The following is a 13379-nucleotide window of genomic DNA, read 5'->3' on the forward strand; positions in this document are numbered from 1 at the left end:
GGTCTCATGGCTATTGATCCCAAAGCGAATATCGAGCTCTACGAATGCGACGTGCTGGTCGCCGGCTCCGGCTGCTCCGGCATGTCGGCGGCGATCACCGCCAAGCATAGCGGGCTCGATGTTCTGATCGTCGAAAAGGAGCCGCGGTTTGGTGGCACGACCGCGCGTTCCGGCGGCTGGCTGTGGATTCCCGGCACGTCACTGGCGCGCGCCTGGGGCATCAATGAAGGTCCTGATGAGGCGCGCACCTATCTGCGTCATGAGGCTGGCAACAGCTATGACGCCGCGCGTGTCGATGCGTTTCTCGCCGCAGGGCCCGAAGCCATCGACTTCTTCACCAGCAAGACGGCGGTGCGCTTCGACATGCCGCTGACCTTTCCCGATTACGATGCGGAGGCGCCCGGCGGCAAGCAGGGTGGCCGCTCCATGGTGGCCCGGCCGTTCGACGGACGCGAACTCGGCGACCACATCAAGGATATCGGTGCGCCGCTGCCCGAACTGACGGTGTTCGGCATCATGCTTGGCTCCGGCAAGGACATCATCCACTTCATGCGCGCGACAAAGTCACTGACCTCGGCGGTCTACGTGGCCAAGCGACTGTCGAAGCATTTCCTGAACGTGCTGCGCTATGGCCGCGGCATGACGCTGACCAACGGCAACGCCCTCGCCGGTCGGCTCGCCAAATCCGCCTTCGATCTCAAGATTCCGCTGTGGCTGTCGTCGCCGGTGCGCGAACTGATCATCGAGAACGGCGCGGTCCGCGGTGCCATCGTCGAGCGCAACGGCAAGCGCGTCCGCATCTTCGCACGCCGCGGCGTGGTGCTCGCCTGCGGCGGCTTCCCGCATGACATCGAACGGCGCAAGGCGATGTTCCCGCATGCGCCGACCGGCCGAGAGCACACTTCGCCCGGTCCAACCGGCAATACCGGCGACGGTCTTCGTCTGGCCGAGTCCGTGGGCGGCCGTGTCGAGGATTCATTGCCGAATGCCGCTGCCTGGGTCCCCGTGTCGGTCACCCACCGCAAGGATGGCAGCAAGGGCGTGATGCCGCACTTCATCGATCGCGCCAAACCCGGCGTAATCGCCGTGATGCGCGATGGCGCCCGTTTCGCCAATGAAGGAAACTCCTACCACGCCTTCGTTCAGCAGATGATGAAGGCAGCGAAGCCCGGCGAGGAGATCGCGGCCTGGCTCGTTTGCGACCACCGCGCATTGCGCCAATACGGGCTCGGCGCCGTACCGCCGTTTCCGATGCCGATCGGCCAGTATCTGAATTCCAGTTATCTCATCAAGGGCAACACGCTCGAGGAACTCGCCAGCAAGGCCGGCATCGACGCCGGCGGCTTTGCCACCACTGTCGCGCAATTCAACAACACCGCCGCCGAAGGCCGCGATCCCGCCTATGGCAAGGGCTCCCGCGCCTATAACCGCTATCAGGGCGACGCCAACCACGGGCCCAACCCCTGCGTCGCGCCGATCGAACAGGGGCCGTTCTATGCCATCAAGATGGTGATCGGCGATCTCGGCACTTATGCCGGCATCAGGACCGATGCGCAGGCACGCGCGCTCGATGCCGGCGGTCAGGTCATCAATGGCCTCTATGCGGCCGGCAATGACATGGCGAGCATCATGGGCGGCAATTATCCCGGCGCCGGTATCACGCTCGGCCCCGCGCTCACCTTCGGCTATATCGCCGGCCGCCACCTCGCCGGCACACCGGTAAAGGCGGCATGATGGCCAGCTTCGCACCCGATCTGCTGAAGGGTCAATTGGCGCTTGTAACGGGTGCTGCCGCCGGCAACGGCCGCGCCATTGCAATGGGTTTGGCCGCGCATGGCGCCGATGTCGTTGTCACCGACATCGACCGCGACGGTGTTGCGCGCACCGCAAACGATATTGCGGCCATAGGGCGGCGATCGTGGCCTCACCATCTCGACGTCACGGACGTCGATGCCTGCCGACAGCTCGCACAGACCGTCAAAGCGAGTGCCGGCGACATTTCGATCCTGATCAATAATGCCGGCATCATCATTCGCGAAGGCATCGATTCCGAACGCGCGGTGGAGAACTGGCGGCGCGTGCTCGACGTCAATCTCAATGGCGTATTCAATGTCACCCACGCGTTTCTACCAGCCTTGCGCGCCCGGCGTGGCAGCGTGATCAATCTCGGCTCCATTGCCTCTTTCGTCGGGGTCGCCGATACGCTCGGCTATTCGCCCTCCAAGGGAGGCGTGAAGCTTCTGACGCAGGCACTGGCGCGCGAACTTGCTAAAGACGACGTGCGTGTCAACGCCATTGCGCCCGGCGTGATCGAGACGGCCATGACCGAAGCGACACGCAACGATCCCGCACGATTGGCGGGCTTCCTCGGCCGCACGCCGCTGGGCCGCGTCGGCCAGCCCGACGAGCTGATCGGCCCCGTCGTCTTCCTCGCTTCATCCATGGCGTCCTATGTCACCGGCACAACCTTACCAGTGGATGGAGGCTTCCTAGCCGTGTAGTGTCCGCGGCACTGGTTTGGGGCAAGCATGGCTAAAGAGAGTCGCGGTATTCAGTCGATCGAGGTCGGGGGTGAATTGCTGCAAGCGCTGGTGCGCAATGGTGAACCGATGATGCTGCGGGATCTGGCCCGCGAGGCCGGAATGTCACCGGCCAAGGCGCATCCCTATCTCGCCAGCTTTTCACGCATCGGCCTGATCGAGCAGGACCCATCCACCGGCCGCTATGAATTCGGTGCGCTCGCCCTCGAACTCGGCATCGTGACGCTGCGACGGCTGTCGGCGGTTCGCGTTGCAACGCCGGCCATCACGGCATTGGCCGGCACCATCGACCACGCCGTCTCGCTGGCGATCTGGGGGACCCATGGACCGACCGTGGTGCGTATGGAGGAGCCCAGCCACCCTGTGCACATCGCCATGCGCGTGGGCTCCACGGTGTCGCTGCTCGAGACTGCGACAGGGCGGATATTCGCGGCATTCATGCCACCTGCGACCATCAATGCCGCGCTCACCGAGGATCTGGATCGGCTCTCGATCGGCTACGATCCGAACCGCAAGATAAAAGGCCCGGCCATCGACAAGATCCTCGCCGACATTCGCACGCGCGGGCTGGCGCGCGCCGTCGGCGAACCCCTGCGCGGCGTCAATGCCTTCTCCGCACCGGTGTTCGATCACAGCGGCGCGGTGGTTCTCGCCGTGACCGCCATGGGCGCGGTGGGCACCTTCGACGTCAACTGGAACAGCCCAATCGCCAGCGCCCTGCTCGATTGCACCAATGCGATCTCGCGTCGGCTCGGCCGCGACGTCAAGGACTGAGCAGCGCAGCAATCTGCGTAAGATGCGTGCAGCGTGCAAAGTTGTCTGACAACCCGACGCGTGGCCTTGTCGCCCCAGTCCATCGTGTTACGATCCCTTAGGCGCATCTCCGGTCCACGGGGAGCGACCATAAAATCACCGCCGGTCAAGGCGGCTCGAGGGAGGATGACACATGGCTCTTTACGGCCCGACACGTCGTGCCTTTGTGCAGGGGGCGCTCGCCACCAGCGCGCTTGGCCTCACCGGCATTCCAGCTTTCGCCGATCCCGCCTGGAAGAAGTACGCAGGCACCACGATTGAAGCCAATCTGATCAAGGGTCCGCGCGGCGAACTGCTGCAGAAATACGCCTCCGAATTCACGGAACTAACCGGCATCAAGGTCGAATCCGAAGTGATCCCGGAGCAACAGCAGCGCCAGAAGGCCGTGATCGAGCTCACCTCGGGCAAGCCCAGCTTCGACGTCGTGCATGTCAGCTACCACGTCCAGAAGCGCCAGTTCGAAAAGGCCGGCTGGCTCGCCGATCTCACCGGCTTCATGAAAGATCCGAACCTCACCGCGCCGGATCTGAAAGTTGAAGACTTCTCCACCGGCGGTCTGCAATTCGCGCAGAACGACAAGGGCCAGATGCATTCACTGCCGTGGTCGGTGGACTATTTCATCCTGTACTACAACAAGGAAATGTTCGCCAAGAAGGGCGTCGCAGTTCCGAAAACCATGGATGAGATGGCAGCCGCCGCCGAGAAACTCAACGATCCCGCCAACGGCATCTATGGTTTCACCGGGCGTGGCCTCCGCAACGCCAACATGACGCTGTGGACCAACTTCTTCCTCAACTATGGCGGCGAATTCCTCGACGCCAAGGGCAACATCCTGACCGATGGGCCCGAGGCGATCGAAGCGACCAAGATGTATCAGCGTCTTCTGACCAAGACGGCACCTCCCGGCGTCGCGGGCTTCAACTGGATGGAGTCGATGGCCTCGCTGACGCAGGGCCGCGCGGCCATGTGGATCGACGGTGTCGGCTGGGCACCGCCGATCGAGGATCCCAATGCGTCGCGCGTGGTCGGCAAGATTGGCTACACCGTCGTGCCCGCCGGACCGAAGGGGCAATTCTCCGCCGCCTATGGCGACGGCATCGGCATCGCCAAGACCAGCACCAAGAAGGAAGCCGCCTATCTCTATTGCCAATGGGCGGTGTCGAAGACCATGGGCGCCCGGCTGTTGCAGAGCGGCGGCGGCGTGCCGTTCCGCAATTCGATCCTCAATGACGAGACGGTGCGCAAGGGCGTGAAGAACCAGGAGTGGCTGGATTCGGTGATCGCCTCGGCCAAGATCAGCAAGCTCGGCCTGCCGGTCATCGTGCCTGTCGCCGAATTCCGCGACCTTGTCGGCGCCGCTGTGACTGCGACTTTGGCAGGCGCGGATCCGGCTACCGAGCTGAAGAAGGCCCACGAACAGTTCCGGCCGATTCTGGAGCGCAGCGAAAAATCGTGAGCGAACTGACAGCGGGAAAGGCAGTCGCCAAAACGACCGCAACGGTCGGGGCCGAAACGGCGACTGCGAAAAAGAACGAGTGGCGGCCAATTTCCTATTGGCCGTTCGTGATTCCAGCGATGATCGTCGTCATGGCGGTCATCATCTTCCCGTGGGTCTATACGATCTGGATGAGCCTGCACGAATGGAAGGTCGGCCAAGCGCCGACTTTCGTCGGCTTCGCCAATTATCTCAGGCTGCCAAGCGATGCGCGTTTTGTGGAATCCGTGGGGCACACCCTGGTCTATACGGCGCTATCGGTCGCGCTGCCGCTGATCCTTGGCACGCTGGCGGCGGTGATCTTCAACAACAAGTTTCCGCTGCGCGGCTTCTTCCGCGGGCTATTCATCCTGCCGATGATGGCAACGCCGGTCGCTATCGCCTTGGTGTGGACGATGATGTTCCACCCGCAGCTCGGCGTGCTGAACTATCTGCTATCGCTGTTCGGCCTACCGCCATCGCTCTGGGTGTTCCATCCCGCCACCGCAATCCCGTCGCTGGTGCTGGTGGAAACGTGGCAATGGACGCCGCTGGTCATGCTGATCGTGCTCGGCGGCCTCAGCGCCATTCCGACCGAGCCCTATGAAAGCGCCCAGATCGACGGCGCGACACCGTGGCAGACCTTCCGCTACATCTCGCTGCCGATGATCACGCCGTTCCTGTTCATCGCGGCGATGATCCGCATGATCGACGCCGTGAAGAGTTTCGACATCATCTTCGCCATCACCCAAGGCGGTCCCGGCAGCGCCTCGGAAACCATCAACCTCTATCTCTACAGCGTCGCCTTCGTCTATTACGACGTCGGCTATGCCTCCGCGATCGTGGTCGTATTCTTCGCGCTCATCGTTGCCCTCGCCGGCGCGCTCTTGCATCTGCGCCAGCGCACCCACTGGAACGAAGCCGGAGGCAGTGCCTGATCATGCGGGACTTTCTCAACAAACTCGGCCTGACCTTCGCCTTCATCGTCATCGTCTCGCCAGCGGTGCTGTTCTTCCTCTGGATGCTGTCGCTGTCGCTGAAATTCGAGATCGACAACGCTTCCTATCCGCCGGTCTTCATCCCCGAGCGCATCAATTGGGGCAATTACGCCGCCGTCATCGAATCCAAGCGATTCATGACTTATTTCTTCAACACGCTGATCGTCACCGGCTCGGCGACCTTGTTCGCTCTCATCATCGGCGTGCCTGCCGGGTACGGCATCGCGCGCATGCGCGCGCGCAAATCCGCCATCGTCATCCTGATCGCGCGCATCACGCCCGGCCTGTCCTACCTGATCCCGCTATTCCTGCTGTTCCAATGGCTCGGCCTGCTCGGCACGTTGTGGCCGCAGATCATCATCCACCTTGTGGTGACAGTGCCGATCGTGATCTGGATCATGATCGGCTATTTCGAGACGACACCGATGGAGCTCGAAGAATCCGCCATCATCGACGGCGCCACCCGCTGGCAGGTGTTCCGCCACGTCGCGCTGCCGATTGCTCGCTCCGGCATCGCCGTTGCCTTCATCCTCTCGGTGATTTTCTCCTGGAATAATTTCGTGTTCGGCATCGTGCTGGCAGGACGGGAAACGCGGACATTGCCGGTCGCGGTCTACAACATGATCTCATTCGATCAATTGAGCTGGGGGCCGCTGGCAGCGGCCGCCCTGATCGTGACGCTGCCGGTGCTGCTGCTGACGATGTTTGCACAAAGGCAGATCGTGGCGGGACTGACCGCGGGCGCGGTGAAGTGACGCAAGGGCCCCTCCACGTCATTGCGAGGAGCCCTTGCGACGAAGCAATCCAGTCTTCGCTTGCGGCCCTCTGGATTGCCGCGTCGCTTCGCTCCTCGCAATGACGGCTGAAAGGCCCACGCTCAATTCGCAGCCGCAACCTTGCGCTGCTCATCCGGCGCAGTTTCGCTCGCCGCGATCAGGCGCTTCAGCTCCGGTATGCACGAGCCGCAATTGGTGCCCGCTTTGAGCCTGGTTCCAATCTCGGCCGCAGTTCCCGCCCCTGCTGCAATTGCGTCGCAGATGGTGTTGCGGCCAACGCCGAAACAGGCACAGACGATGGGCCCTGCACTCGCAGCACCATCTGCGGACTTTCCAGAGAGCAGCGTACGGCGCTGGTCGTCGCTCACGGTCTCGGCCGCGAATAATTCCTTCACGGCATCCCAGGAGAGCGCCCCCTCCGTCGGGCCGATGAACAGACAGGTCTCGATCCCGTCATCCTTGAACGACACCGCGCGATACACACCTTGGCCGGCGTCTTCGTATTCAGCGGCATCATCGCCCAGCAACGGCTTCAACCAGCTCTGCCAGGTCTCGACGTCGGTATTGTCCGAGAGCAGATAACCGACGCCGCCCGTGACCGCGACGCGCGCCCATTGCACCCCGAACGGCATCTCCAGCGGACTACGCGAGAGCACGAAACCACGCTGTGCAAACACCGCAGATGCGATCGCCACCGGCGTGGCCTTGTTCTCGGGCTGACCGGAGAACGGGTCGGTGATCGGTGCGACAAGTCCACCGACACGCGCGAACCCCGCGGTCTCGTCGTTCCAGTGGATCGGCGCGAACAGCATGCCGCGCTGCTGGCGTTCGCTGACAATGACTTTCAGCACGCATTCGCCATAGTCGGTCGTCAGCCGCGCATGCCCGCCATCGACAATGGCGAACTGCGCAGCATCGTCAGGATGGATCTCGACGAAGGGCTCCGGGATATGCTGGCCGAGCCGCGGGCTGAGACCCGTGCGCGTCATCGTGTGCCACTGATCGCGAACGCGGCCAGTGTTCAAACGTAGCGGGCGCTCGATTGACACCTGCGTGCGCAGCTCCGGCGCCTCCGGCGCGATGAAACGCGCGCGCCGGTCATTGGCGTAGAATTGACCACCGGCGAAGAACCGCGCCTGCGGCTTCGTGGTGCCCTCGCGCACCGGCCATTGCACCGGGGCCATGGTGTCGAAGGCCTCATCCGAGACCTTCATCAATCCGCCGATATCGAAGTCGCGATGGCCGTTGTTCTCGAAGGCCGAAAGGGCCGCGTGCTCGCGAAAAATCTCGGCGGCCGATGTGTAGGCAAATGACGCGCCATAACCCAGGCGCTTGGCGACTTCACTCAGCGCCCACCAGTCCGGTCGCGCCTCGCCAGGCGCGCGGAGGAACGAGCGTTGCCGCGACACGCGGCGTTCGGAATTGGTCACCGTGCCGGACTTCTCGCCCCAGGCCAGTGCTGGCAGCAGCACATGCGCACCGGCATTCACAGTGTCGTTGGAGCGCACATTCTCCGACACCACGAACAGATCGAGCTTGCTCAGCGCCGCGCGCACGGCATCGGCATCCGGGAGCGACACCGCGGGATTGGTGCCCATCACCCACAACGCCTTGATCTCGCCACGGCCGATGGCTTCGAACATCTGCACAGCCTTGAGGCCTTCATGGGTGGCGATATGCGGTGCCTTCCAGAAGCGGCGCACACGGTCGATATCAACAGGCGTGAAGCCCATATGGGCTGCAAGTTGATTGGCGAGGCCGCCGACCTCGCGGCCGCCCATGGCATTCGGCTGGCCGGTCAGCGAGAACGGCGACGCGCCAGGCTTGCCGATGCGGCCGGTGGCCAGATGGCAGTTGAGGATCGCATTGACCTTGTCGGTGCCCTGTGCCGACTGATTGACGCCCTGCGAATACAGCGTGACCACACGCGGCGTCGCCTTGAACATCTGGAAGAAGGTCGCGACATCGATCTCGTCGAGTCCCGTCGCCTTTGCTGTCGCCGCCACACTGCCGGCGATGGTTCTAGCCCGCGCCAGCGCGTCGTCAAAGCCTGACGTATGCTCATCGATATAGCTGCGATCGAGCGCCCCGTTATCGGCGAGATAGGCGAACAGCCCGCTGAACAGTGCGGTATCAGTACCCGGCTTCAGGCCGAGAAACAGATCGTCATCGCCAACCGTGTCGGTGCGGCGTGGATCGATCACGACGATCCGTGCGCCCCGCGTCTGCTTGTTGGCCAGCATGCGCTGATACAGCACCGGATGGCACCAGGCGGCGTTGGAGCCGACCAGCACCAGCAGATCTGCCTGGTCGAGATCCTCGTAGCACCCCGGCACCGTATCGGCGCCAAACGCACGCTTGTGGCCAGCCACGGATGAGGCCATGCAGAGCCGCGAATTGGTATCGACATTGGCGCTGCCGAGAAAACCCTTCATCAGCTTGTTGGCGACGTAGTAATCCTCGGTCAGCAGCTGGCCGGAGAGATAAAAGGCTACGGCACCGGGGCCATGTTCGGCGGCGACCTTCTGAAATCCTTCGGCGACATGATCCAGCGCATCGCTCCAGGCGACCTGCGCCATCTCGCCGTCGTCGCTGCGCATCATCGGATGCAGCAGACGCTCGTCGAGGCTCAGCGTTTCGCCGAGTGCCGATCCCTTCGAGCAGAGCCGCCCGAGATTGGCGGGATGCGCGGGATCGCCCGCAATCGCTGCGCCGCCGTTGCCGTCCGGCGTCGCCAGCACGCCGCAACCGACGCCGCAGTAAGGGCATGTGGTGCGCGTGACATGCAGATGCGGATCGACCGCGTTCATCACGCCGCCTCCGCGCGGACGGCGAGTGCGCGGCCGAACATCATCTCGGCGCGGATATCGGAAATATCAGCACCGCTGCGGATCAGTTCGAGATACCACAGCGCATCCTGCGTATCGCCGACCAGCACGGCGCCAGTGAGCGCGCCATCTGCGATCACCAGCTTCTTGTAGGTGCCGCGGCGGACATCGTTGAGCAGCAGCGTCTCGCTGCCTTCGCCCGCCATGAAGTCTCCAGCGGAGAAAACGCTGACGCCGGAGACCTTGAGATTTGTAGAGAGCACGCTGCCCGTATAGGCAGCGGCCTTGCCCGCGAGATGGCGCGCCAACACCCTGGCCTGTTCGTAGGCGGGCTCGACGAGGCCGTAGCAGGTGCCGCGATGCTCGGCGCATTCGCCGAGTGCGAAAACGTCGTCGGTGCCGGTTGCCATCTGGTCGTTGACGACAATGCCGCGATTGACCGGGATTTCCGCTTCCTTGGCGAGGGACGTGTTGGGCCGAATGCCGGCCGCAAAGATCACCGCATCGGCGTCAAGCGTGCGGCCATCGGCGAGTTCGACGCTCTCGACACAATCGTTGCCATGAATACGCGCGGTATTGGCATTGAGCAGAATCCTGACGCCCTTGCGCTCGACCAGCGTCTTCAGGAGGTTCGCTGCAGGTGCATCCAGCTGACGTTCCATCAGCCGGTCCATCAGATGGATCAGTGTGACGTCAGCACCCGCCTTGGCGAGACCATAGGCCGCTTCGAGACCCAGCAGGCCGCCACCGACCACGACGACGCGCTTCTTCTGCGCGGCGAGTTCGAGCAGCAGGTCCACGTCGCGGCTGTCGCGGAACACATGCACGCCCTTGAGATCACCACCGGGCACCGGCAGCCGCAGTGCGGATGAACCGGTGGCGATGACCAGTTTTGAGAACGGCACATGCTTGCCGGTCGATGTCGTAACCTCGCGCGCGGCCATGTCGATGGCGGTCGCCGTCGCGCCGTATTTCAGCGTGACGCCGCGGTCGCGCCACCAGGCAGCAGGCTTCAGCTCGATTTCCTGGGATGTCGCCTCACCGGCCAGCACAGACGACAGCAAGACGCGATTGTAGGCGAGCCGCGGTTCGTCTCCGATGACGGCGATGGCGTATCGACCGAGCGCGCATTTCGCCAGCTCGTCCACGAGCCGAGCCGCTGCCATTCCGTTACCAATGATGACCAGCGGCTCGCTCACGTCATATCCTTACTCGGCCGCCTGCGCTGTGCCGTAGGCTTCAGAAATCATGTAGCCGGACAGCGTGCCATAGGCTGCGGTCCAGGCTGCGGCGAGTTCGGACGTCCATGCGTCGCCGAGGCCCTTCTCCAGGGTCCACAGCAGCGCACCGCCGACGATCGGATAATGTTCGGCCTTTACGCCGTAGGCCACGTGCTGCTTGGCGAGCGCGCTCGCTGCAGGCAGTACGGTTTCGAGTCGCGTCAGGCCCGTGACGACGACACCAAGCGTCGCCATCAATTTGCGACCCTGCTCCTTCATGTCGCCGCGAAACATCGGCTTCACTTGCGGGGCAACCTCGAAGAGACGGCCGTAGAACAATTCCGCAGCCACATCGGAAATCGGCGCGACTTTCTTGAAACTATCCTGAACCAGAGCAACGTCGGACGCATTCATGCTAACTCTCCTTGCAGTGGAAGGTGAGCTTGTGTGTCGCGCCGCGTGAGCAAATGTTCAGCGCGCGATAAAATGCGATGTGGTTTTAGTGATAGGCCGCAGAAATCATGCGCGCCGCCAGGAAATTGTAGACCTTGTGCCACGAGGCTTCCACCTCGGGCGTCCAGCGCTCGCCAAGCCCCTGCCCCAGACTCCAGAACAGTGCCTCGCCGACAGACTCGTAGTGCGCGGCCTCCACGCCATAATGCACATGGTCTTTCGCGAGCTTGCCGATCACCGACAACAGACCTGTGATATTGTCGAGACTGCCGACGATCACTGCAAGCGTTGCGATGAACTTGTGCTTGAGCTGCGCCATGTCGCCGCGAAACAGCGGGCGCGTTTCCGGCAATGTCTCGAACAGCCGGGCATAAAACAGATCCACCATGACCGAGGAGTTCGGCCACATCTGATCGAATGACGATTGCACGCGCATGATTTCTTCGCGCGTCAGGCCTATCGAACGACTCATGATTTGCAGCTATCCGGAAAGTCTGAGCCGCATTCATTCGGTTTATCCTCGGAAGTCAAGAGGTAACAAGATGCTTACGCGGCTTCGACGAACTTGTGGCGCTCATACAGGAATTCGAGCACGCGCTTGCGGCAGTCGAGATAGACCGGGTTACTCGCCAGTTCGAGACGCTGACGCGGTCGTGCGAGCGGCACATCGAGCACTTCGCCGATGGTCGCTGATGGCCCGTTGGTCATCATCACGATGCGGTCCGACAGCAGCACGGCTTCGTCCACGTCATGGGTGATCATGACGATGGTGTTGCCGAGTTTCTGATGCAGCGCCATCACCGAGTCCTGCAGATGCGCGCGGGTCAGCGCGTCCAGCGCACCGAACGGTTCGTCCAGCAACAGCACCTTGGGCTCCATCGCGAGGGCACGGGCAATGCCAACTCGCTGCTTCATGCCGCCGGAGATTTCCGAAGGGCGCTTGTCCTTGGCATGCGTCATCTGCACGAGATTGAGATTGTGCATTGTCCATTCGTCGCGCTCAGCGCGGGACTTGGTCTTGGCAAACACCTTGTCCACGCCAAGACGGACGTTCTGATAAACCGTCAGCCACGGCAGCAGGCTGTGGTTCTGGAACACGACGGCGCGATCGGGCCCGGGCGAATTGACTTCGCGATCCTCAAGGATCACGCCGCCCATCGTTGCACGTGTCAGGCCGGCGATGATGTTGAGCATCGTCGACTTGCCGCAACCGGAATGGCCGATGATCGAGATATACTCACCCTTGCCGAGGCTGAGGTTGATGTCCTTCAATACTTCGGACGAGACCTTGCCGCGGGTGAACACCTTGTCGACGTGGTCGAGCTTCAGATATGCCTTCATGATATCTCTCCTTAGCTGACCCAAATGTTAGCTGACTGAAGTGCCGTGGGTGACGAGCTTGCCGAGGGCGGCGATCAGGCGATCGAGCACGAAGCCGACGATGCCGACATAGAACAGCGCCAGGATGATCTCGCTCATATGCGAGGAATTCCAGGCATCCCAGATGAAGAAGCCGATGCCCACGCCGCCAATCAGCATTTCAGCCGCGATGATGGCGAGCCATGACAGGCCGATACCGATGCGCAGACCGGTGAAAATATAGGGCGCAGCCGCCGGCAGCATGACCTTCCAGAAAAATTCCACCGGATTGAGCTGCACGACGGCGGCGACGTTGCGATAGTCCTGCGGGATGTTGCGAATGCCGACTGCGGTGTTGATGATGATGGGCCAGATCGAGGTGATGAAGATCACGAAGATCGCCGACGGCTGACCATCCCGGAAGGCCGCGAGCGCCAGCGGCAGCCAGGCCAACGGCGGAATAGTGCGCAACACCTGGAAGATCGGATCGAGACCACGCATGGCCCAGACCGACTGGCCGACCAGCGTGCCAAGCGCGATGCCGACGACGGCAGCGAGCGAGTAGCCATAGGCCACACGCAGGAGACTGGCCGAGATATGCCAGAACAGACCCTTGTCCAGGCCGCCATTGTCGAAGAACGGATCGAAGATCAGTTCCTTGGTGTCCTTGTAGACCTTTGAGGGCGGCGGGAGCGTTGATCCGGTGCGCCGGCACAAGAGCTCCCACATCACACCGAGCAGGAGGACGACGATCAGCGGCGGGATGACCCGCGCCGCTGTCTCTTTCGCCATCTTGGCGTATCTGTCGAAACTTACCGGCTGCTTGGGAGACAGTGCGACGCTCGCCACCGGCGGCTTCGCCAGTGCCGTTGCCGGCTCCGTCTTGATAGCTTGCATGTTCATCGCACTGTCTCCGTC

The 13379-nt window shown here is 62.6% G+C and carries 12 protein-coding genes; 6 read left to right on the top strand and 6 right to left on the bottom strand.

Annotation, left to right across the window (positions count from 1 at the left end):
* Positions 1-6 precede the first annotated feature (6 nt).
* From AB8B02_RS17030 to AB8B02_RS17055, 6 genes are all read left to right on the top strand, one after another.
* The gene (locus AB8B02_RS17030; RefSeq protein WP_439064530.1) at positions 7-1734 is read left to right on the top strand and encodes an FAD-dependent oxidoreductase; all 1728 of its coding nucleotides are present in this window, start codon (positions 7-9) and stop codon (positions 1732-1734) included.
* Complete coding sequence (locus tag AB8B02_RS17035; protein ID WP_439064531.1) at positions 1734-2501, top strand: SDR family NAD(P)-dependent oxidoreductase; 768 nt, start codon at positions 1734-1736, stop codon at positions 2499-2501. The genes AB8B02_RS17030 and AB8B02_RS17035 overlap by 1 nt, the downstream gene beginning before the upstream one ends.
* 27 nt (positions 2502-2528) lie before the next feature.
* Positions 2529-3314 (top strand): IclR family transcriptional regulator, encoded by a 786-nt coding sequence (locus AB8B02_RS17040; protein WP_120291451.1) that lies wholly within the window; start codon positions 2529-2531, stop codon positions 3312-3314.
* Positions 3315-3486: 172 nt separating this feature from the next.
* Positions 3487-4809, top strand: coding sequence for an ABC transporter substrate-binding protein (locus AB8B02_RS17045; RefSeq protein WP_439059389.1), 1323 nt, complete (start codon positions 3487-3489; stop codon positions 4807-4809).
* Positions 4806-5765 (top strand): carbohydrate ABC transporter permease, encoded by a 960-nt coding sequence (locus AB8B02_RS17050; RefSeq protein ID WP_439059390.1) that lies wholly within the window; start codon positions 4806-4808, stop codon positions 5763-5765. The genes AB8B02_RS17045 and AB8B02_RS17050 overlap by 4 nt, the downstream gene beginning before the upstream one ends.
* 2 nt (positions 5766-5767) lie before the next feature.
* Complete coding sequence (locus tag AB8B02_RS17055; protein ID WP_068735498.1) at positions 5768-6580, top strand: carbohydrate ABC transporter permease; 813 nt, start codon at positions 5768-5770, stop codon at positions 6578-6580.
* 122 nt (positions 6581-6702) lie between these two features.
* Here the strand turns inward: AB8B02_RS17055 and AB8B02_RS17060 are convergent, their stop codons facing one another.
* The 6 genes from AB8B02_RS17060 to ntrB form a co-directional block, all read right to left on the bottom strand.
* The gene (locus AB8B02_RS17060) at positions 6703-9411 is read right to left on the bottom strand and encodes a molybdopterin-dependent oxidoreductase (RefSeq protein ID WP_439064532.1); all 2709 of its coding nucleotides are present in this window, start codon (positions 9409-9411) and stop codon (positions 6703-6705) included.
* Positions 9411-10628 carry an NAD(P)/FAD-dependent oxidoreductase gene (locus tag AB8B02_RS17065; RefSeq protein WP_439064533.1) on the bottom strand — a complete coding sequence of 406 codons (1218 nt, stop codon included), beginning with the start codon at positions 10626-10628 and terminating at the stop codon, positions 9411-9413. The genes AB8B02_RS17060 and AB8B02_RS17065 overlap by 1 nt, the downstream gene beginning before the upstream one ends.
* 9 nt (positions 10629-10637) lie before the next feature.
* The gene (locus AB8B02_RS17070; RefSeq protein ID WP_439064534.1) at positions 10638-11063 is read right to left on the bottom strand and encodes a globin family protein; all 426 of its coding nucleotides are present in this window, start codon (positions 11061-11063) and stop codon (positions 10638-10640) included.
* An 85-nt stretch (positions 11064-11148) separates the two neighbouring features.
* A complete protein-coding gene (locus AB8B02_RS17075) occupies positions 11149-11574 on the bottom strand; it encodes a globin family protein (protein WP_089265244.1) in 426 nt (141 codons plus the stop codon).
* 74 nt (positions 11575-11648) lie between these two features.
* Positions 11649-12443 carry an ABC transporter ATP-binding protein gene (locus tag AB8B02_RS17080; protein ID WP_089265245.1) on the bottom strand — a complete coding sequence of 265 codons (795 nt, stop codon included), beginning with the start codon at positions 12441-12443 and terminating at the stop codon, positions 11649-11651.
* 27 nt (positions 12444-12470) lie between these two features.
* Entirely contained in the window at positions 12471-13364 is an 894-nt protein-coding gene (gene ntrB, locus AB8B02_RS17085; protein ID WP_093756668.1) for a nitrate ABC transporter permease, read from the bottom strand.
* Between the last annotated feature and the right edge of the window lie 15 nt (positions 13365-13379).

Origin of the sequence: Tardiphaga sp. 862_B3_N4_1, assembly GCF_051811085.1 — a bacterium.
Lineage (GTDB): Bacteria > Pseudomonadota > Alphaproteobacteria > Rhizobiales > Xanthobacteraceae > Tardiphaga > Tardiphaga robiniae.